The 19,376-nt window shown below is 71.3% G+C and carries 20 protein-coding genes; 9 read left to right on the top strand and 11 right to left on the bottom strand.

Annotation, left to right across the window (positions count from 1 at the left end):
• Positions 1–30 precede the first annotated feature (30 nt).
• Positions 31–1,389 (top strand): MFS transporter, encoded by a 1,359-nt coding sequence (locus tag OG488_RS32130; RefSeq protein ID WP_329235445.1) that lies wholly within the window; start codon positions 31–33, stop codon positions 1,387–1,389.
• Between the two features lie 245 nt (positions 1,390–1,634).
• On the opposite strand, the gene OG488_RS32125 is transcribed toward OG488_RS32130, so the two are convergent.
• Positions 1,635–2,309 carry a hypothetical protein gene (locus OG488_RS32125; protein ID WP_329235442.1) on the bottom strand — a complete coding sequence of 225 codons (675 nt, stop codon included), beginning with the start codon at positions 2,307–2,309 and terminating at the stop codon, positions 1,635–1,637.
• A gap of 193 nt (positions 2,310–2,502) precedes the next feature.
• On the opposite strand from OG488_RS32125, the gene OG488_RS32120 reads away from it, so the two are divergent.
• Positions 2,503–3,375 carry an alpha/beta fold hydrolase gene (locus OG488_RS32120; protein WP_329235440.1) on the top strand — a complete coding sequence of 291 codons (873 nt, stop codon included), beginning with the start codon at positions 2,503–2,505 and terminating at the stop codon, positions 3,373–3,375.
• A 219-nt stretch (positions 3,376–3,594) separates the two neighbouring features.
• On the top strand, positions 3,595–4,395 hold the full coding sequence (locus OG488_RS32115; RefSeq protein WP_329235437.1) for an SAM-dependent methyltransferase: 801 nt from the start codon (positions 3,595–3,597) through the stop codon (positions 4,393–4,395).
• Positions 4,396–4,460: 65 nt separating this feature from the next.
• On the opposite strand, the gene OG488_RS32110 is transcribed toward OG488_RS32115, so the two are convergent.
• Positions 4,461–5,480 carry an alpha/beta fold hydrolase gene (locus OG488_RS32110; protein ID WP_329235434.1) on the bottom strand — a complete coding sequence of 340 codons (1,020 nt, stop codon included), beginning with the start codon at positions 5,478–5,480 and terminating at the stop codon, positions 4,461–4,463.
• A 328-nt stretch (positions 5,481–5,808) separates the two neighbouring features.
• Between OG488_RS32110 and OG488_RS32105 the strand changes: the two genes are divergently transcribed.
• Positions 5,809–6,258 (top strand): hypothetical protein, encoded by a 450-nt coding sequence (locus OG488_RS32105; RefSeq protein WP_329235433.1) that lies wholly within the window; start codon positions 5,809–5,811, stop codon positions 6,256–6,258.
• Positions 6,259–6,932: 674 nt separating this feature from the next.
• Here OG488_RS32105 and OG488_RS32100 read toward each other — a convergent pair.
• Complete coding sequence (locus OG488_RS32100; RefSeq protein WP_329235430.1) at positions 6,933–7,208, bottom strand: hypothetical protein; 276 nt, start codon at positions 7,206–7,208, stop codon at positions 6,933–6,935.
• A 129-nt stretch (positions 7,209–7,337) separates the two neighbouring features.
• On the opposite strand from OG488_RS32100, the gene OG488_RS32095 reads away from it, so the two are divergent.
• Positions 7,338–7,901: a YbaK/EbsC family protein gene (locus OG488_RS32095; RefSeq protein ID WP_329235427.1), complete on the top strand. Its 564-nt coding sequence runs from the start codon at positions 7,338–7,340 to the stop codon at positions 7,899–7,901.
• 181 nt (positions 7,902–8,082) lie between these two features.
• Here OG488_RS32095 and OG488_RS32090 read toward each other — a convergent pair whose 3' ends face one another.
• Positions 8,083–9,048, bottom strand: coding sequence for an aldo/keto reductase (locus OG488_RS32090; protein ID WP_329235425.1), 966 nt, complete (start codon positions 9,046–9,048; stop codon positions 8,083–8,085).
• Between the two features lie 232 nt (positions 9,049–9,280).
• Here OG488_RS32090 and OG488_RS32085 point away from each other — a divergent pair, with 232 nt between their 5' ends.
• Positions 9,281–9,778 (top strand): GtrA family protein, encoded by a 498-nt coding sequence (locus OG488_RS32085; protein WP_329235423.1) that lies wholly within the window; start codon positions 9,281–9,283, stop codon positions 9,776–9,778.
• Positions 9,779–9,800: 22 nt separating this feature from the next.
• Here OG488_RS32085 and OG488_RS32080 read toward each other — a convergent pair whose 3' ends face one another.
• Complete coding sequence (locus tag OG488_RS32080) at positions 9,801–10,313, bottom strand: anthrone oxygenase family protein (RefSeq protein WP_329235420.1); 513 nt, start codon at positions 10,311–10,313, stop codon at positions 9,801–9,803.
• A 399-nt stretch (positions 10,314–10,712) separates the two neighbouring features.
• Between OG488_RS32080 and OG488_RS32075 the strand changes: the two genes are divergently transcribed.
• Positions 10,713–11,591 carry a septum formation family protein gene (locus OG488_RS32075; protein ID WP_329235418.1) on the top strand — a complete coding sequence of 293 codons (879 nt, stop codon included), beginning with the start codon at positions 10,713–10,715 and terminating at the stop codon, positions 11,589–11,591.
• Positions 11,592–11,699: 108 nt separating this feature from the next.
• Entirely contained in the window at positions 11,700–12,500 is an 801-nt protein-coding gene (locus tag OG488_RS32070; RefSeq protein WP_329235415.1) for an N-formylglutamate amidohydrolase, read from the top strand.
• Between the two features lie 7 nt (positions 12,501–12,507).
• On the opposite strand, the gene OG488_RS32065 is transcribed toward OG488_RS32070, so the two are convergent.
• Positions 12,508–12,942 (bottom strand): VOC family protein, encoded by a 435-nt coding sequence (locus OG488_RS32065; RefSeq protein WP_329235412.1) that lies wholly within the window; start codon positions 12,940–12,942, stop codon positions 12,508–12,510.
• A 205-nt stretch (positions 12,943–13,147) separates the two neighbouring features.
• Here OG488_RS32065 and OG488_RS32060 point away from each other — a divergent pair, with 205 nt between their 5' ends.
• On the top strand, positions 13,148–13,336 hold the full coding sequence (locus OG488_RS32060; protein ID WP_329235410.1) for a hypothetical protein: 189 nt from the start codon (positions 13,148–13,150) through the stop codon (positions 13,334–13,336).
• A 74-nt stretch (positions 13,337–13,410) separates the two neighbouring features.
• On the opposite strand, the gene rbsD is transcribed toward OG488_RS32060, so the two are convergent.
• The 5 genes from rbsD to OG488_RS32035 are packed head-to-tail and all read right to left on the bottom strand — an operon-like array spanning position 13,411 to position 19,281.
• The gene (rbsD, locus tag OG488_RS32055; protein WP_329235408.1) at positions 13,411–13,800 is read right to left on the bottom strand and encodes a D-ribose pyranase; all 390 of its coding nucleotides are present in this window, start codon (positions 13,798–13,800) and stop codon (positions 13,411–13,413) included.
• Entirely contained in the window at positions 13,797–14,735 is a 939-nt protein-coding gene (locus OG488_RS32050; protein WP_329235406.1) for a ribokinase, read from the bottom strand. The genes rbsD and OG488_RS32050 overlap by 4 nt, the downstream gene beginning before the upstream one ends.
• A 20-nt stretch (positions 14,736–14,755) precedes the next feature.
• The gene (locus OG488_RS32045) at positions 14,756–16,720 is read right to left on the bottom strand and encodes an ABC transporter permease/substrate-binding protein (protein ID WP_329235404.1); all 1,965 of its coding nucleotides are present in this window, start codon (positions 16,718–16,720) and stop codon (positions 14,756–14,758) included.
• Entirely contained in the window at positions 16,710–18,269 is a 1,560-nt protein-coding gene (locus OG488_RS32040; protein WP_329235400.1) for a sugar ABC transporter ATP-binding protein, read from the bottom strand. The genes OG488_RS32045 and OG488_RS32040 overlap by 11 nt, the downstream gene beginning before the upstream one ends.
• Complete coding sequence (locus tag OG488_RS32035; protein WP_329235397.1) at positions 18,262–19,281, bottom strand: LacI family DNA-binding transcriptional regulator; 1,020 nt, start codon at positions 19,279–19,281, stop codon at positions 18,262–18,264. The genes OG488_RS32040 and OG488_RS32035 overlap by 8 nt, the downstream gene beginning before the upstream one ends.
• Between the last annotated feature and the right edge of the window lie 95 nt (positions 19,282–19,376).

Raw genomic sequence — 19,376 nt, 5'->3', positions numbered from 1 at the left:
GATACAAAATATCCGTCAAGGGGGAATCCGATGGAACCGACACCGAGCCGCCTGCCCTTCGTCCGGCGCCTTGCCGTCCCGGGCGGCCGCGACGGACGCCGGATGCTGGTCGTCGCCGTCATCGACAAAGTGGGCACAGGGCTCTGGACCGGGGCGGCGGCGCTCTACTTCCACTACGTCGCACACTTGTCGATCAGTCAGATCGGCGTGTTGATGGGGCTGTCCGGCATTCTCGGCATAGCCGGTCCCCCGCTGGCAGGGCGGCTCGCGGACCGCTTCCCCGTGACCCGCATCCTGGTCGCCGCCCAACTGGCCCGAGGCGCCGCCCTTCTGGCCCTGCTGACCACGAACGACTACGTCCTGCTGGTGCTGTTCTCGGCACTGGGCTCCCTGCCGGACCGTGCGTCGAGCGTCCTGACCAAGCTGTTCGCCGCACGGGTAGCGGGCCCTCACCGCATCCGCTACCAGTCGATCCAGCGGACCGCCGCGAACATCGGCTGGGCCGTGGGCGCGGCCGGGGCCGCTGCCGCGCTCACCGTGGGCACCACAGCCTCGTACCAGGTCCTCCTGCTCGCCAACGTGGCCTCCTACGTGGTCATCGGGGTCCTGACCCTGCGGTGCGCCGAACCGTCGGCACCCAGCAGGATCGTCACCGGGCTCGGCGCCTCCCCGGCCCCGACCGAGGCGGCGACCCCGTGGCGGGACCGTCGCTACCTCGCGTTCACCGGGTCGGAGATCTGGCTGTTCCTGGACGACAGCATCCTTCAGGTCGGGTTCCCGCTGTGGATCGTCCACGCCACCGACGCACCGGTCGGGCTGGCGCCGCTGGTCCTCGTCCTCAACAGCGTGCTGGTGATCGCCCTCCAGGTCCCCCTGTCCCGCTTCGCGTCGACGACGGCGGCCGCACGCCGCCTGCTCGTCCCGGTCGGCGCCGCCTTCCTGACGGGAGGTGTCGCGCTCGCGGCCTCGGCCGGCGGCGGCCCGTGGTTCGCCACCGCCGCGGTCCTCCTCGCGGCCGTCGCCTTCACGCTCGCCGAGATCCTGCACTCCCTCTCGTCCTGGGAGCTCTCCATCGCCCTCGCTCCTGGTGAGGCCCAGGGCGCCTACCTCGGTGTGCACGGCCTGGCCCAGTCGGCGCAGCGAAGCCTCGGCCCCGTCGTCGTCGGGGTCGCCGTCAGCGTCGGCCCGTTCGCCTGGCCGGTGCTCGGCGCCACACTGGTGGCGGCCTGCCTGGCGCAGCACCGGCTGGTCCGGCCGTCGGACGCGCGGCGGCCGGTGACTGCGGCCGGGAGCACGGGCGCAGCGAAGGCCCTCTCCCCCGCGGAGCCCGTCCGGCCTCATGCCCCGTCGCAGCCGGAGTCGAACGCGCAACGGCCGAGCCGGCCGTAGAGCGCCCGAGGAACCCGTGCGACCCTCTCCGCGCTTTCGGCCCGTCCGGGCCCTGTCGCTGGTACTGGTCCGAGAGCGCCGCCGCTGTGGCCTGGACGAAGCCCACCGGATTTTCCCAGCCGCCCGTCAGGAACTCCCCCTCGGAGTACGCGGCGATGGCACTGCTGCCCGCGGCCCGGGCGCGGGCTGATTCCGGTCCGAGGCCGGCGTCGGTCAGGACTGTGCGCAGGCTGCTGCGGAGACGGCTACTCGGCGTCAGCAGAGTCCAGAACGGTGTCCACCGCAGGGGCCCGCACACCCAACGGCTCGTCGAACGCGCTGAACGTGGTGGTGCTCCGGTAGTCGTTGCCCTTGTAGACGACCCGGAGGAGGTACGGCCTGCCCTCTGTGGCGACGTAGAAGGTGTAGGCGCCCTTCGTCTCGCCCTTCGCTGCCTCGTCGGCCACCTTCAGGGCGAGAGCCGGGCGGCCCTCGACCTCGGTCGACCCGCCCTTGACCGCCGTCCCGAAAGCGGTGAACGGCCAGGTGCACTCGACCAGTCCGTCGCCCGGCTTCGCGCGGTCGGCGGACGTCCTGATCCAGCGGTTCTGGTCCTTGGCCACCGAGTGGCCCGACCACCGCGCGAGGTACACGCGATCCGGCCGCACGTAGTCGGTTCCATCGATCCGGATCTGCTCGAGGGTGCCACCACTGGTCCAGGTGATCTTGTTCGTGCACCGGCCCTTGAGGTCGGTGGTCAGGCTGCTGGAGATGCTGCTGCCGACCGTTCCGGTGGACGACGCCGCGACGGTCACGGTCTTGAGTGCGCCCATCGTCTCGTGGGCCTCGGCCAACAACTCGTCGGCGGAGAGCTCCTTCTCCTCGCCCCCACCCGTACAGCCCGTAACCGCCGTCCCCAGCAACAGACTTGCCAGAACCACTGTCACCACGTTCGACGACGCGCGCACACCGACCCCCAGATCATGAGCTGTTGAGACTACGTCACCAAGGGGGAGGGCAGCCGGGAGCGGCCCACCGGGCTCCGTCCGTGCGACACGGCGACGCTCGCGCCAGGGTTGACCATGAGGCGAGACGATACGTATCGTTTTATCATTCTCTCGAAGGAGCATCGCCATGGAGCACCTCGTCGACGCCGCACCCGGTGTACACCTCTGGGTGGAGGAGCGGGGGGCGGCAGACACCCCCGCCCTCCTCCTGATCATGGGCGCGCAGGCCTCCGGGCTGGGCTGGCCGGACGAACTGGTGGACTCTCTCGCCGCGCACCACCGCGTCATCCGCTACGACCACCGAGACACCGGGCGTTCCACCTGGGCGTTCGATCAGCAGCCGTACGCACTCACCGACCTCGCCGGGGACGCGGTGACGGTGCTGGACTTCCTGGGTATCGGCCGGGCGCACGTCGTGGGTCTGTCCCTGGGCGGAATGCTCGCCCAGTTGCTCGTCGCGGACCACCCGGACCGCCTGCTGAGCGCCACCCTGATCGGTACGTGCGCGCTCAGCTCCACCCCGTACATCCGCCCGGACGGCACGCCCCTCCCGTCCGCAGACCTGCCCGGCGTCGCTCCCCATGTCCTGGAGATGTGGGCCGGCCCCGTCGAGGACCACGGTCTGGAGGCCGAGTTGGACCGCCGGGTCGAGCACTGGCGGGCCCTGGGAGGCGACCGGATCCCCTTCGACGCGGGGCGCGCACGCGCCATGGAGCGGGCGATCGTCGAGCACACCGGCCACTACGCGACCAGCACCGCGCACGGCCGCGCCGACACGGCGGGTATGGACCGCACCGAGGAGCTGGCGACCACGGACGTGCCCACCCTGGTGATCTCGGCACCGGCAGAACCGGTCTTCCCTCCGCCGCACCCGCAGCATCTGGCCCAGGTGGTGCGCGGGGCCCGGCTGACCGAGATCCCCGGCATGGGCCACGCACTCCCCCGGCAGGTCCTGGCTCCACTGGCCGCCGCCGTCCTGGCCCACACCGCCGGGCGGTGAGGTCACCGGTCCGACGCACCCGGCAGGCACACCGGCAGCGGCCCGCACCGGTCCGCCACCTGGGTCCGGCCGGCTACTGCCGGTGGAGGCGAGGGAGAGGGCCGCTCCACCTGACGTGCCGGGGTTGGCCGCTGATCATCGATCAGCTGCTGAACTGCGGGGTAACGTGGCCGAACACGAGTCCGACCGGGCCGTCTTGGCCGCACGAGGTGACGAACCATGAACGCAAATCCGCTGCCCGCACCCCATCCCGCGAACGCGCATCCCGCCCGCGTCTACAACGTCTGGCTGGGTGGCAAGGACCACTACCCGGTGGACCAGGAGGCGGCCGAGCTCGCCGCCCGGGCGAATCCGACCATCGTGCCGTCGGTCAGGGCCAACCGGGCCTTCCTCGGCCGCGCCGTACGTCATCTCGCGGCGGCCGGGATCCGCCAGTTCCTCGACATCGGCACGGGCATCCCCGCTGCGGACAACACGCACGAGGTGGCGCAGCAGGCCGCCCCCGAATCGCGCGTCGTGTACGTCGACAACGACCCGATCGTGCTCACCCACGCCCGTGCGCTGCTGGTCAGCGGACCCGAGGGGCAGACCGACTACGTACAGGCCGACGCCCGGGACGTGGACGCGATCCTGGACGCGGCGTCACGCACGCTGGATCTGAGCCGGCCGGTCGGCCTGATGCTGGTGGCGATCCTGCAGTACATCAAGGACGCCGAGGACCCCTGGGACATCACCCGCCGCCTGCTGGACCGCCTCGCGCCGGGCAGCTACCTCGTCCTGTCCCACCCGGCCGCCGACGTCACCGCGCCCGAGGTCGCGGAGTCGATGCGGATCTACAACGAGCGCGCCGCCAGCAACGCCTCGGCGACCCCGAGGACGCGGAAGGAGGTCGAGCGCTTCCTGGAGGGCCTGGAGATCCTGGAACCGGGCGTGGTCACCCTGACGCGCTGGCATCCCGGACCGTCGGACGTCCCGGACGACACCCTGCCCATGTGGTGTGCCGTCGCCCGCAAGGACTGAGGCCTGCTCCCTCGTCGGACGGCCGGTCTCCTCCTGGGGAACGACGGTCCGTGGCGGGCGAGCGCTCAGGTGGCACTGCGCTCGCTCGCCTCCCTCAGGTCACGGTCCACCGCCCGGTCGAACGCCGGGTCCGGAACGCCGTCCCCGCTGCTTGGGCGCCCGGCGCGGAGGAATTCGCGCCAGCGTTCCTGGCTCCAGTCGGCGGGGGCCGTGGTGCTCATGAAGTCCTCGACCAGGGCGCGGAAACGCACCGGGTCGGTGTGGAAGGGGAAGTGTCCGGCGCCTTCGAAGATCTCGAGGCGGCTGCCGGGCATGGCCGCGTGGGCACCGTAGGCGTGGTCGACGGGGACGACGCTGTCCCGGGAGCCCCAGAGCAGAAGCGTGGGCATGCCCTGCGCCAGATAGCAGCGGTCCAGCATCGTGACGACCTGGCCGCGCCAGTCGACCACCGCCCTCAGTGTGCTGATGAAGGCGCTGCGGGAGGTGGCGTCGGGAAGGGCGTCCACGAGGTCGATCAGTTCACCCGCGTCCTGGCCGAGGTCGGTGTCGAGCAGCTTGATCAGCCGGGTGAAGAGGCCGACCTGGCTGCGCATGCCGGGCAGGCGCAGCGCGGACAGCATCAGGTCGGCGCCGGGGAGGGACACCGCCCGCAGCACGGGGTTGACCTCCCGCCCCACACCGCCCGCGCTGACGAGGATCAGCCGGTCGGTGCGCTCGGGGTACTGATAGGCGAACTGCATGGCCACGCCGCCACCGAGGGAGTGGCCGACCAGGGTGGCGCGTTCGATGCCCAGGACGCCCAGGAGGTCGCGGATCCCGTTCGCGTAGGCGGCGACCGAGTAGTCCGCCCGGGGCTTGTCCGAGGCTCCGTGTCCGAGCAGGTCCGGGGCGATCACGGTGTGGTGGCGGGCGAGCTCGGGGATGACGTCGGCCCACGTCGCGGAGGAGTCACCGATGCCGTGGATGAGCAGGATGGCCGGCCCCTCCCCCGCCATCCGGTAGGCACGGCGGTAGCCGTGGATGATCCGGTGGGAGAGCCCCACACTGTGTTCGGCCTGTCGTCCGCGTACTGGTGCGCCGACCACGGCACCGCCTCCGTCTGCTGCTCCGACGATTCCCGAGCGAGGGTAGGAAGCTCCCGCGCCGAGCGGATTACCGGGACGTTTCCGGGGGCGTCCGGGTGAGATCCAGGCGCCCCACCGCTGCCCCGGCATTCGTAACACGCGCACCACTGGTCCCACCGGCAGACGCGCCCGATGATCGTCGCGGCACCACCTGTGCGGGCAGCGCCCCTCAAAGCGCTTTTTGTCCGCTCTCAATCGCTTGTTCCCGGTGGAGGTCGCGCAACAGCCTCCTCCCCCTCCTGCGGGGGAAGTCACCGAACTATGAGGTGAACGGTGGGACGATGTGCTGATGAGCATGATCGATGACGAGACCGTCCGGTACGTGCGGTTTCAATCGCCGTACCGGAATCCACGTGGCCACTTCACCGGCGTCTTCGGGCTCGTCAACAACCTGGCGAGGGACGGCAGGCTCTCGGACGGGGAGGAGTCCTTTCGCCGCCGCAACAACCGCTGGTACGACGCCGCGTACACGGACCCGTCGACCGTCGACCCCGACGTCTACGACGACGAGATCAACCCCGGCGCGGCGGCGTGGTTCAAACCGTCAGCCACTCATCTCCTCGCTCGCGTCTCCGGATATCTGGAGATTCTGTCCGCGCACGGCGTCGACTGCCAGGCGCTGCGTTCCGCAGACCCGGGACGGGTCGTCTACGAGGACGACGTACAGATCGTGGTCGTGCCTCGTACACCGAACGTGGCCGCTGCCCACGAGAGCACCGACACCCCGACGGCGCCGTGATCGGTCGCCTGGGTGCCGTAGCCGCTCCGGTGAATGCCCCTGCTCTCCGCCCCGGCCGAATCGGTCATGGTCTCCATGGTGCCGACCACCCGTCCGGTGATCACGCCGCCCGAGGGACTCCGCGAGGGGCGGGACCCTGTGCCCGTTTCGGTCAGCCCGCGTCGCGGATGACCGGGGCTGCTGCATGCGACGGGGGGGACGGCGGCCGCCTGATGACCCGCTGTCCGGCGGGCGCACAGCATCAGCCCGACCAGGAACGCGGTGTTGCGGCCTGCGGTGTTCGCGGTCGGGGTGTCGAGGAGCACGGCGACGGCGTACGCCACGGCCACCGCGGGAATGGCGGTGCCCAGGATCAGCCTGGTCGAACCGGGGGCTGAGGCGGCTACCCGATACCTCGGCGGCGGGGAGCCTGCTGCTGAGGGAGAACGCGAGCCCCATGCAGCCAGGAGGGGCGAAGAGAATTAGAGGCGTACACCACCAAAGCGGCAGGGCGGAGCGGGATCTGTCGCATTGTCAGCCACAGGCGCATCGGATGACCCTTCCGTCCTGTCGATGGCCGGCATGGTCTCCTGAGCGGGCTTGCACTGCTGGAGCGACGTGACGTCGCGCGTGAACCAGGACAACTGCTTGTCGGGCGACAGCTTCGTCTTCCTGTCCACCACGGACATCACCCGTCAGGCGGTCCGCCTGCGCAGTCCCGCCGCCGCCAGCACGGTGGTCGGCACCGACACCAGCACCGCCCACCCCAGGCGTCGCGTGTGGAGGGAGTCGCACGTCGCGTCCACTCCCTCCTCCATCAACCCGCGGCCGGCACCACGGCCGTCGCTGCCGAGGACGGCCCGGCACTCGGAATCGGGGTAGCCCGAGCTGATGTCAGGTGCGCTGGTCAGCAGCCACAGGATCACGCCGAATCCGACGCACGCGAGGAACCTTACGACTGTTCTAGACATGCCATGACCCTAGCCAGGTCGCGCAACGGGATGACAGCCGCCGGACGCTCCGTCAGCCGGAGCATTATCGTCAGGGCAGCACCGCGTCAACGAGGCGGAAAACGGCTGCCCGACGGAGGATTGGTACACGTGCCCGAACAGTTTGCATCCGTCCCGGAGGAGCCCGCGGAGACCTCCGGCGTCGACGCCTACCTGCGGCTCCTCTCGCTGCTCGACGAGAACGGCGCCCGGTACCGCGTCATCGACCACGTCCCGGAAGGCCGCACCGAGGAGGTCTGCCGCCACCGGGGGCACCCCGTGTCCCAGGGGGCCAAGTGCCTTGTCGTCATGGTCAAGACGGGCAAACGCACCAAGCGGTACTTCCTGGCGGTCGTCCCCGGAGACGCCCGGGTCGACCTGCCGGGCCTGAAGGCCCTCGCGGAAGGCAGCTACGTGTCGTTCGCGTCGGCGGACAGGGCGGAGGCGCTGTCGGGGAGCGCCAGCGGCACCATCCTGCCGTTCAGCTTCCACCCGGACCTCGAACTCGTCGTGGACCCGGGGCTGCTGGAACACGACGAGATCTTCTTCAACGCCGCACGGCTGGACCGGTCCCTGGCGCTGAACACACAGGACTACCGGGATCACCTCCACCGCGTGGGGGCACGGATCCAATCGATCACCGCGACCGCGCAGGCCCCGGAGGCCGTCGGCTGAATCCGAGGGGACAACCGAGCACTGGGGGCTGCCAACCCCCTCTGCGCGCCCGCCCGGGTCTCCCCTGAGGCATACCTGGGCGGGCGCGCAGGGACCGGGGCCGGCCGGTCCGAACCCCGTGGCCCCGGTCCGCGCGGCGACGGGCAGCGGGTCCGTACGCGGACGGACACCGGTCCGTGCGTCAGGAATAGAAGTTGCGCTGCCACCGGTGTTTGCCCAGGACCGCCAGCTGGTCCGGCGTGAGCGTGCGGCCGTCGCTGACTGCCGTGTTCCGCTCGACGTTGCGCACCGATCGCATGCCCGGGATCACGGTGGAGACCGCGGGCGAACTCAGCACGAACCGCAGCGCGTTCTCGGCGATCTCGTCGGGAGCGATACCCAGATCGGCGACGATCGCGGCAACCCTCCGCTCCACCTCCGCCGGGCGGTCGCCGCGGAAGTAGCGGTTGCGCCAGTCCCCCTCCGGGAACGTCGTGCCGGCGGTGATGCGACCGGTGAGGCCGCCCTCGTCCAACGCCACTCGCACGATGACGCCGACGCCGTGCTCCTCGCAGGCAGGCAGGAACGCGTCGGCGGGTGCCTGGTCGAACACGTTGTAGATGACCTGCACGGTGTCGACGGCCCCGCTGCGCACGAGCGCGAGTGCGGTCTCGGGCTGGTGATCGTTGACGGAGACACCGAACAGGCGGATCTTGCCCTCCTGCTTCAGGTCCGCGACCGTCTCCAGCCAGTCCCCGCGGCCGATCCACTCGTCGTTCCAGACGTGGAACTGCAGTACGTCGAAGTGGTCGAGGCCGGAAGCACGGAGGCTGGTCTCCAGGCTCGTACGGATGTGTTCGCCGGGGAACGCGTCGTCCGGGTCCACCCCGTCGGGCGCCGGCCATGTCCTGTTCCTCGGGGGCACCTTGGTCGCGACCAGCACCTCGTCGCCGGCCCGCTCGCGGACGACCCGGCCGACGATGCGCTCGCTCTCGCCGTAGCCCCGTGCCGTGTCGATGAGGTTCACCCCGAGGTCGACCGCCCGGTTCAAGGCCTTTACGGACTCGTCCTCGGTGGCCCCGACCCAACTGGACTCGCCGATGCCCCAGGCGCCGTATCCGATCTCGGACACCCGCAGTCCACTACGCCCCAGCTCGCGATATCGCACGCTCGTCCTCCGCCTCGTGACAGTGCTTCCCGTCGGGAAGCACATCGACGATAGGCCGGCCCGGTGCTCCGGTCACCCGGTTTCCCTCCACGAACCTGCTGTCCCCCAGGGCCCCCTGGGGGATACCCCCCAGACAAGTCGGGGCCTGACTGCATCGCTCGGGGGACGCGCCGTCCCTAGGTTGTGGGGTGGAATCGGAACACCGCTACGCACCCCTCCCGGAGGCTCCCCCGTGACCGCCCCAGCGCACCGTCCGACGAAGCGCACCGCCCGTCCGCTCGTCCCGGCCTTCGTGCGCTTCGTCGTGTGCGGCGGGGGTGTCGGTCTGGCAGCCAGTGGTGCGCTGGTGCTCCTCGGCGAGCGGGTGCCCCTGGTCCTCGCCAACGCCGTGATCACCGTCGTGTCCACGGTGGTCGCCACGGAGCTGCACAGCCGGATCACCTTCCGGAGCGCACACGGGGGCTGGCGGGTCCATCTGCGGTCCGGGCTCACGGTCGCGGTGAGTTACGCGTTCACGACCGGCGCCCTGCTCGTGCTGCACGCCGTGCAGGAGGCGCCGTCCGCGGTGGTCGAGCAGACCGTGTACCTGTCGGCGTCAGCTGCGGCGGGGGTCGGACGGTTCGCGCTGCTGCGGCTGGTGGTCTTCGCCCCGTCCGCCGCACCGTCGCCGTCCGCCGCAGCGTCACCGGCCCCCGCCCTCGCCGGGCGGGAGATGGCCGTCGCGGCCTGACCCGCCCGGGTGGGCGTGTGCCCTACGAGCCCGCTTCCCCCGCGGACGTTCCATGGAGGTGGAGCGCCCAGAGCAGCGCGCCGAGGGACGCGGTGTGGAGAACGGCGCGGACGGTGTTCCACCTGACCCAGCGGTCCTCGAACGCCGCCCGCGCGTCCCGGAGGAGATCGGCGCCCGCGTCGAGCGGGACCTTGTCGAGCGCGTCGTTGAGCGGGACGTTCTGCGTGCCCGTGACGAGGAACGCCGCCGCGTACAGCGCCAGCGCCGCGATGATCCACGGCAGGACGCCCGGGCTGTGCCCCTTCGCCGCGAGCACCGTCGCCAGCACGAGCAGCGGCAGGGGCAGCAGGAAGGGGAGGAGGAACCAGCCGTTGAGGATGGCCCTGTTGATGTGCTGCATGCTCCGGACGAAGGCACGGTCCTCGCCGCGGGCCAGGCCGGGCATGACGGCGTACGCGAAGGCGCAGAACAGCCCGGCCATCAGGGCGGCTCCCACCGCCGAGGCGAGGAGTGCCGCGGTCTGCAGTGCTCTCATGCGTGCTCCGAATCCGGCCCTGCGGCCCGGTCGACGAACTGGCTGCCGGCCCCGTCGGGGCCGGTGAACTCGCGGGCTCCTGCCCGGAGCCGCCTCGGCGGTCCCGGCCTGCCCAGCCGCGCCCGGTGCGCCACAGGGCGGTGCCCCGGGCACGTGTGCGTGTCCATATGCGTGTGGCTCTGAATGCCGACTATCTATCAGAATCTGTTACTACAAGGTGAGTTGACGCCAAGATCGACCATCTGGCATCACACCCGCCCCCGCTCGTCCGACAACCCCCGAACGGAGCCCGGAGGGCAGGGGGCCCGTTCCGGTATCGCCTGCACACAGCACTGTCACACTTATGCCATACGATGCGCACACCTGTTCGCAGTTCTTCCGTTTGAGGATGCCCACGTCATGTTTTCCGGTGTCACGTCCCGCCCCGCACGCCACATGTCCGCAGCCGTAGCCCTTCTCGCGATCGGCGCGGTGGGCTGCGCCGATGTCATCGACAGCGCCAAGGACGGCGCCAAGAAGGTCGTACGTCAGCGGTCGGTCTTCTCGCTCGACCCGGGCGACTGCTACAACCCGAACGCCGGGGTCGGCGACGGCGAGGAGGTCAGCGTCGAGGTCGTGCCGTGCACGGAGGCGCACAAGGGCCAGGTCGTCGGCGAGTTCTCCGTCGACGAGAAGTCGGAGTACCCGGGCGACGCGGAGCTTTCGAAGCTCGCCGACACGGGTTGTCCTCCGGAGACGCAGAAGTTCGTCTCCGACCCCTGGGCGGTCCCCGAAGGGGTCGGCCTCTTCATCTACTACCCCACCAAGGAGAGCTGGGCGACCGGCGACCGGGCCGTGAGCTGCACGTACGCCAAGGAGTCGGGCACGTTCGCCGGCTCCCTCAAGAACACGTCGCTCGATGCCGACCAGCGCGCCTATCTGAAGGGCGCGGACGCCGTCTACCAGGCGTTCTGGAACAACCAGCCCGAGGCCGAGCAGATCGACAAGGACCTGCCCGGCTACAAGAAGCAGGCCAAGGCCGTCTCCAAGGCGCTGGACGCACACCTGGCGTCCCTGAAGAGCGTGGACCAGCCGGAGACCGTCAAGCTCCGCACCCAGCTCGGGGAGACCGCCGAGGCGTGGAAGGACGCCGCCTCCGCCGGCAGCATCGACGACTTCTACATCGCTTACGACATGGCGTTCACCGGCATCGACCCCCAGAAGACGGTCGCCGCCCGCAAGGAGCTGAAGCTCACCACCACCGTCCCGGCCGACGACGCCGAGGTCTGGGCGAGCTGACCCCGCCGACGGCCCCCTGCGTGGGCCGGGCAGACGCAGCCCGGCCCGCGCGGGAGGATGTGCGGGCCGGGCGGACCCGTCCGCCTTCCCGACGGACAAGGACCCACGGTGAGCACCGACCCCTCCCCCTTCCAGCTCGTCCCCGGGGCACCCGGATCGCCGGTGGTGCTCCACGTCCCGCACTCCTCCCGGACGATCCCGGAGCGCGTACGCCACGGCATCGTGCTGGACGACGAGGCGCTCGAGGCCGAACTCGACCACATCACCGACTCCCACACGGCCGAGCTGGCCGCCGGGGCGTCGGCGGCCTGTGCGGTGACACCCTGGCGCTTCGTCAACGGCCTGTCCCGCCTGGTCGTCGACCCCGAGCGCTTCCCCGACGACCGGGAGGAGATGCTGGCCGCCGGCATGGGTGCCGTCTACACCCGCACCACGCACCGGGCGCGGCTCCGCCCGCCCGGCACGGATCCGCAGCCCCTGCTCGACCGCTACTTCCATCCGTACGCCGCGGCGATGACGGCGGCCGTGGACGAACGGATCGCCGCCACGGGGCGCGCGGTCGTCATCGACGTCCACTCCTACCCGTCCGCCGCGCTCCCGTACGAACTGCACGGAACGGGTCCGCGCCCTCCGGTCTGCCTGGGCACCGACGGCTTCCACACCCCGCCCGGGCTCCTGGCCCGGGCGGAGGCGGCGTTCGCCGGCTTCGGCGGCACGGGGCTCGACAGCCCCTTCCCCGGAACGTACGTGCCACTCGAGCACTACGGGACGGACCGCCGGGTCTCCGCGCTGATGATCGAGATCCGGCGCGACCTCTACATGGCCGAGCCGGGCGGCCCGGCCGGGCCGGGGCTCGAGGCACTCGCCTCGGCGCTGGCCGGGCTGGTGGACGGCCTCGCGGACTCCTGACCGCCGACTACCTGGGCCGGGCGTAGGGCCGGGTCATGATCTCCATGTTGTGACCGTCCGGGTCCTCGAAGTAGGCCCCACGACCGCCGAAGAGGCGGTTGATCTGCCCGGGTTCGGTGTGCCGGGGGTCCGCGTAGTAGGTGACCTCCAGCGTCCGCAGCCGGGCGATCATGGTGTCGAACTGCGCGTCGGGGACGAGGAAGGCGTAGTGCTGCGACTGCACGGGCTCGTCCCGCAGTTCGTAGTAGTCGAGCGTCACGCCGTTCCCCAGGTCGACGGGGAGGAACGGCCCGAAGGGGGAGCCGACCTCCAGGCCCAGGACCGTGGCGATGAACTCGGCCGACAGGCCGCGGTCGCTGGCGTACACGGCGTGGTGGTCCAGCTGGACGACGTCCACGCCGTGCCGGCTGCTGTCCGCGTCCTGTTGCTGTGTGCGGGTCATGTCTGTCATGTCTCCGTGTCGTGGATTCCGCTGGGAGGGGGCGCCGCGCAGGGGCGCCGGAGGGGAGAACACGACAGGGCGGCGGGGCTCGGGCCCGCCGGACACTCACGCAGGGGCCGGGCAGCGCTCTCGTACATGGCCCATGGCCGACCCGGCAGTCACGAGGGCGATCCTAGGGGAAAACGGGTGGCGCTTCCATCGGGCGGTGACCGAACCTGTGGAGGTCACCGCCCGTCTGCAGGAGGACGCCTGGCGGGACCGGCTGCTGTGGTCCGAGGCGTGCGCCGGGCACACGCCGGACGGCCGGACGGCGCGGCAGCCTGTCATCGACGTGCTCACCGAGGACGCCGGGGAGCTCCTCTCCTTCGCCCTGGTGAGCGCCCGGAAGCACTGAACGGGGTCCCGCCCCGGCCGTGGCGCAGAAGCGGCACGGCCGGGGGCGGGCGCGGTGTCGGAGGGGATGCCGCGTCAGAAGAAGACGCCGCACCTCAGCAGCACGTTCGCGTACGGCCGCGCCTCCCCCGTGCGGACCACCAGGCGGGCGGACGCGGTGAGTTCCTTCAGCCGCTCATGGGGGACGTGGGTCAGGCCCGGGAGACGGGCGGTCAGGAGGCGGTCGGCCTCGGGGTTGGCCTCCCGGATCTCCTCGGCCGCCGTCGCGCCCTCCACGACCAGCTCGTCCAGGAGCCCGTCCACGACCTCCGCGAACGACGGGACCCCGGCCCGGAAGGCGAGATCGACGACGCGCGGCCCCGACGGGATGGGCATACCCACGTCGCATATCAGGACGCCGTCGCCGTGGCCGAGTCCGGCCAGCGCTCCCGCGAGGTGGCGGTTCAGGATGCCTGACTTCTTCACAGTGCCGAGACCTCTTCCGCGGTCGGGAAGGACGCCTGCGCGCCCTGCTTGGTGACGGCTGCCGCACCGACCCGAACGGCGAAGGCGGCGGCCTCGGTGAGGTCCTCGCCCAGGCCGAGCCGCCAGGCGAGGGCGGCGGTGAACGCGTCCCCGGCGCCCGTCGTGTCCACGGCCTCGACCCGGGGGCTCGGTACGCGGACGGGCTCGCCGGCACGGGTGTCGGAGACCAGCGCGCCTTCCGCACCCAGGGTGATCACCACCGAACGCGGGCCGAGGGCGGTGAGCGCCCGTGCCCAGGACTCAGGGGTGCTGCCCGCGCGCTCCCCCAGGATGAAGCGTGCCTCGTGCTCGTTGACCACCAGCGGGTCGCAGGCGGCCAGCACGGCGTCGGGGAGCGGCGCGGGCGGCGACGGGTTGAGGACCAGGCGCGCCCCGGGGCCGAGGGCGCGCGCCGTCTCCGCGACGGTGGCCGGCGGGATCTCCAGCTGTACGGAGACGACGCGGGCCGAGGCGAACAGGGGCCCCGCGGCCCTGATGTCCTCGGGGGTCAGCCGGGCGTTGGCGCCCGGGGACACGACGATGCTGTTGTCGCCCGAGGGGTCGACGGTGATGAGAGCGACACCGGTGGGCGCGCCTCCGACGAGGACCCCGCCGGTGTCGACGCCGGCCTCCTCCTGCGAGGCGCGCAGCAGGCGTCCGTGGGCGTCGTCACCGACCCGGGCCAGCAGCGCCGTCCGGGCGCCGAGGCGGGCGGCGGCCACCGCCTGGTTGGCGCCCTTGCCGCCGGGGTGGACGACGAGGTCGGAGCCGAGCACCGTCTCCCCCGGCCCGGGGCGGCGGTCGACACCGACGACCAGGTCGGCGTTGGCCGAGCCGACGACCAGCAGGTCGTACCGGGGGGCCTCGGAGGGCCCGGGGTCATCGTTCCCGTACATCTGGATCGTGCCTTCCGTGATCAGGAGAAGTCGGCGACGTTCTGCCGGGTGACGACCTTGACCGGTACCTTCACCGTGCTGTCGACCTTCTTGCCGTCGGCCGCCCGGATCGCGTTCCGCACGGCGATCTTCCCGAGCTCCGCGGGCTGCTGGGCCACGGACGCGTAGAGAGTGCCCGCCTCGACCGCCTTCAGGCCGTCGGGGGTTCCGTCGAAGCCGACCACCGGGACGGACTTCCCGGCCTTGCTGCCCAGGGCCTTGACCGCGCCGAGCGCCATCTCGTCGTTCTCGGCGAAGACACCCTTGATGCCGGGGTGCGACTGGAGGAGGTTGGTCATGACGTCCAGGCCCTTGGTGCGGTCGAAGTCGGCCGGCTGGGTCGCCACGACCTTGATGCCCGGGTAGGCCTTGATGCCTGCGGCGAAGCCCGCTCCGCGCTCACGGCTGGCCGAGGTGCCCGCCGTGCCCTGGAGGACGATGATGCTGCCCTTGCCCCCGAGGCGGTCGGCGAGCGTCTTCGCCGCGAGCTTGCCGCCCGCGACGTTGTCGGAGGCGACGAGCGTGGCGGTCTCGGCCTTGTTGACGCCGCGGTCGGCGGCGACCACCGGGATGTCGGCCTCGTTGGCACCGCGCACGACGGGTCCGACGGCGTCGGAGTCGACCGGGTTGACGATGACGGAGTCCACGCCCGAACTGGTGAAGTTCTCCAGCTGGTTGGCCTGCTGCGAGGCGTCGTTCTGGGCGTCGGTGACGGTGAGGTCCACCCCCGCCTTCTTCGCCTCCTCCTGCGCGCCTTCCTTCATCTGGACGAAGAAGGGGTTGTTCAGGGTGGAGAGCGACATGCCCACCTTGGTGGTGGTGCCGGTGGAACCGGACTTGAAGAAGGTCACCGCGGCGATCACGGCGGCCACGCAGACCACCGCGATGCCGACCTGCATCGCTCCCTTCCGGCCCTTCCCCGGGGCGCCGGGCGCCGCGGACGAGCCGCCGGCGGACGCGGCACCGGATCCCGCCTTGCGGCGCAGCGTGTCCAGCAGCACCGCGAGGGCGATGACGACACCGATGACGACCTGCTGCCAGAAGGCTGACACTGACAGGAGGTTGAGGCCGTTGCGCAGCACGGCGAGGATCAGCGCGCCGATCAGGGTGCCGGACGCCTTGCCGACGCCGCCCGCGAGGCTGGCGCCGCCGATGACGACCGCGGCGATCGCGTCGAGCTCGTACCCCTGCGCGGCCTGCGGCTGCGCGGAGACCAGGCGGGAGGCGAGGACGATGCCGGCGACGGCCGCGAAGAGGCCGGACAGGGCGTAGATGGCCAGCTTCTGCTTCTTGACGCGCAGTCCGGAGAGCCGGGCCGCCTCCTCGTTGCCGCCGATCGCGTACATGGACCGGCCGATGTAGGTGCGGGCCAGGACGAGTGCCGCTATCAGGCCCATGGCGATCATCACGAGGACCGGGACGGGCAGCCAGCCGCCGAGCGTGTCGCCGAGGACGGAGACCGAGTCGGGGAAGGGGATCGGCCTGCCCTGGGAGATGACCAGGGACAGCCCTCGCGCCACCGAGAGCATCGCCAGGGTCGCGATGAAGGAGGGCAGCTTGCCGTACGCGACGAGGGCGCCGCTGACGAAGCCGCAGGCGATGCCGGTCGCGACGGCGAGGACGACCGCCAGCCAGACGGGCACACCGGCGGAGGTCGCGGACCAGGCCAGGACGGTCGCGGAGAGTGCGGCGACGGAGCCGACGGAGAGGTCGATGCCCGCGGAGACGATGACGAAGGTGACGCCGAACGCGAGGATCGCGGTCACGGCGGCCTGGACACCGACGTTGAGGAGGTTCTGGGTGGTGAGGAAGTCGCCGGAGAGCAGCGACATCGCCACCAGGAGGACGACCAGGGCGCTGAGGGCGCCGTTGTCGAGCAGGAGCCGGCGGAGGGTGTGTCCGGCGCCGCCCGCGCCCGCCTTGCTCGGATGCGTGTCAGTGGCCACGGGGGCTCTCCTCTGCGTTCTCGGTGTGCTCGTCGTCCTCGGTGGACGGGGCTGTTACGGGGGCGCCGCTGACGGCGAGTGCCATCACGGCGTCCTGGGTGGCTTCGTGGGCGGGGAGTTCACCGGCGATGCGGCCCTGGGCCATGACGAGGACCCGGTCGCTCATGCCGAGGACCTCGGGGAGGTCGCTGGAGATCATCAGGACGGCGTGCCCGGACGCCGTCAGCTCGTTGATCAGCTGGTAGATCTCGACCTTGGCTCCGACGTCGATGCCGCGCGTGGGCTCGTCGAGGATCAGGACCCTGGTGTCGGCCAGGAGCCACTTGCCGATGACGACCTTCTGCTGGTTGCCGCCGGACAGGGTCCGGACGTGCTGGCCGAGGCCCGCCATCCGTACGCCGAGCTGCTCGGCGATGCGGGCGGCGGCGGTGCGCTGCCCCTTGACGTCGACGAGTCCGGAGCGGGTCGCCGAGCGGAGGGTGACCAGACCGAGGTTCTCCTGCACGGAGGCGTCGAGGACGAGGCCCTGGCCCTTGCGGTCCTCGGGGACGAGCCCGATCCCGGCGCCCATGGCGGCAGTCACGTCGTGCTTGCCGAGGCGCTCGCCGCCCACGTCGACGGTACCGGCGTCGTAGGGGTCGGCGCCGAAGACGGCGCGGGCGACCTCGGTACGGCCCGCTCCGACGAGTCCGGCGAGGCCGACGACCTCACCGGCCCTCACGTCGAAGCTGACGTCGTGGAACACGCCGTCGCGGGTGAGCCCCCGGACGGAGAGCAACGGCGCCCCGGTCTCCGGGCGTTCGCGCGGGTACTGCTGGTCGATGCTGCGTCCCACCATGAGCTGGACGAGCTCCGCCTCGGGGGTCGAGGCGGGCACCTGGTCGATGCTGCGGCCGTCGCGCAGGACGGTGACGCGGTCGCCGAGGGCGGCGATCTCGTCGAGGTGGTGGGTGATGAAGACGACGCCGACGCCGTCCGCGCGGAGCTGCCGCACGATCCCGAAGAGCTTGTCGACCTCCTCCGAGGTCAGGACGGCCGTCGGTTCGTCCATGATCAGGACGCGTGCGTCCAGGCTGAGCGCCTTCGCGATCTCGACCATCTGCAGCCGGGCGATGCCCAGTTCACGGACCCGGACCCGGGGTGAGAGGTGCAGGCCGACACGGCGCAGGAGCACCTCGGCGTCGGCTTCCATCCGTCGGCGGTCGATCATGCCGAAGTGGCGCGGCTGGCGGCCGAGGAAGATGTTCTCGGCGACCGTCAGATCGGGGACCAGGTTGAACTCCTGGTAGATCGTGGCGATTCCGAGCTTCTCGGCGTCCTGGGCGCCGTGGATGCGCACCTCGTCGCCTCCGGCGAAGATCCGGCCGGCGTCCGGGCGGTAGGCGCCGGAGAGCATCTTGATGAGGGTGCTCTTGCCGGCGCCGTTCTCACCGAGCAGGACGTGCACTTCGCCGCTGCGCAGGTCGAAGTCGACGCTGTCCAGGGCGACGACACCGGGGAAGGTCTTGCGTACGCCTTCGATGCGCAGCAACTCGACTGATTCACTCACTCGTTGCTCCCGGGTTGGGGGTGCTCTCGCCGCAGGAGCTGCGTACGACGAGACCGGCGGGCAGGGTGACGGACTGCGGGGGGCGGCCCTCGACGATGTCGACCAGGGCCCGTACGGCCGCGCGGCCGAGCTCGCCGGTCGGCTGGGCGATCGCGGTGATCGGCGGACCGGTGTGGACGAACCACGGGATGTCGTCGAAGGCCGCGATCCCGATGTCCTCGGGGACGCGCAGGCCGCGTGCGCGGATGGCGTCCAGGGCGCCGAGCGCCATGAGGTTGTCGGCGGCGAAGACGATCTCGGGCGGGTCGGGGAGCGACAGGAAGTGCTCGGTCGCGCGCCGGCCGCTGTCGGCTTGGAAGTCGCCCTGCCCGATGTAGGCGTCGGGCAGGGCGAGCCCGTGGGCGCGCATCGCTTCCCGGAAGGCCTCGACACGCTCGTTGCCGGTGGTCGTGGCCGCCGGGCCCGCGATGATGGCGAGCCTGCGGTGACCGAGCGCGTACAGGTGGGCGACGAGGTCCTGGATGGCGCGGTGACCGTCCGCGCGGACGACGGGGACGTCCACCCCGGGCACCCAGCGGTCCACGAAGACCATCGGGGTGCCGGCGCGGGCGACGTCCCGGAGCAGGGAGGACTCGCCGTCGGCGGGCGAGACCAGCAGTCCGTCGATCCGGCGGTCCAGGAGCGTACGGACGTGGTCGTCCTGCTGCTCGGTCCGCTCGTCGGCGTTGCCGATGATCACGCTGTAGCCGAGGGCGCGGGCCTCCTCCTCCACGGAGCGGGCCAGTGCGGTGAAGTACGGGTTGAGCACGTCGCTGATGACGAGCCCGAGCGTGCGGGTCTGGTCGGTGCGCAGTGAGCGGGCCACCGCGTTGGGCCGGTAGCCGAGGGCCTCGACGGCGGCGAGGACGCGTCTACGCGCGTCCGGGCTGACGGAGGGATGGCTGTTGAGGACGCGGGAGACCGTGGCGACAGAGACTCCTGCCTGGGCCGCGACATCCTTGATGCTCGCCATTTCCGGACCACCTCCTTGTGGTTTCCGTGAGCCTCGAAACCATCGGAACGGGCCGTGGAATCGATTACACGGATGATTGGAATCGATTACATGGC

This window comes from Streptomyces sp. NBC_01460, from assembly GCF_036227405.1.
In the GTDB taxonomy this organism is placed as follows: Bacteria; Actinomycetota; Actinomycetes; order Streptomycetales; family Streptomycetaceae; genus Streptomyces.
Note: the sequence above shows the minus strand (reverse complement) of the source record. Positions and strands in the feature narration are given on the sequence as shown.

Bases quoted from the DNA above. Each gene is read 5' to 3' on its own strand.
- OG488_RS32130 (WP_329235445.1), top strand. From the start codon at position 31: ATGGAACCGACACCGAGCCGCCTGCCCTTCGTCCGGCGCCTTGCCGTC.
- OG488_RS32120 (WP_329235440.1), top strand. From the start codon at position 2,503: ATGGAGCACCTCGTCGACGCCGCACCCGGTGTACACCTCTGGGTGGAG.
- OG488_RS32115 (WP_329235437.1), top strand. From the start codon at position 3,595: ATGAACGCAAATCCGCTGCCCGCACCCCATCCCGCGAACGCGCATCCC.
- OG488_RS32105 (WP_329235433.1), top strand. From the start codon at position 5,809: ATGAGCATGATCGATGACGAGACCGTCCGGTACGTGCGGTTTCAATCG.
- OG488_RS32100 (WP_329235430.1), bottom strand. From the start codon at position 7,208: ATGTCTAGAACAGTCGTAAGGTTCCTCGCGTGCGTCGGATTCGGCGTG.
- OG488_RS32080 (WP_329235420.1), bottom strand. From the start codon at position 10,313: ATGAGAGCACTGCAGACCGCGGCACTCCTCGCCTCGGCGGTGGGAGCC.
- OG488_RS32075 (WP_329235418.1), top strand. From the start codon at position 10,713: ATGTTTTCCGGTGTCACGTCCCGCCCCGCACGCCACATGTCCGCAGCC.
- OG488_RS32065 (WP_329235412.1), bottom strand. From the start codon at position 12,942: ATGACCCGCACACAGCAACAGGACGCGGACAGCAGCCGGCACGGCGTG.
- OG488_RS32050 (WP_329235406.1), bottom strand. From the start codon at position 14,735: ATGTACGGGAACGATGACCCCGGGCCCTCCGAGGCCCCCCGGTACGAC.
- OG488_RS32035 (WP_329235397.1), bottom strand. From the start codon at position 19,281: ATGGCGAGCATCAAGGATGTCGCGGCCCAGGCAGGAGTCTCTGTCGCC.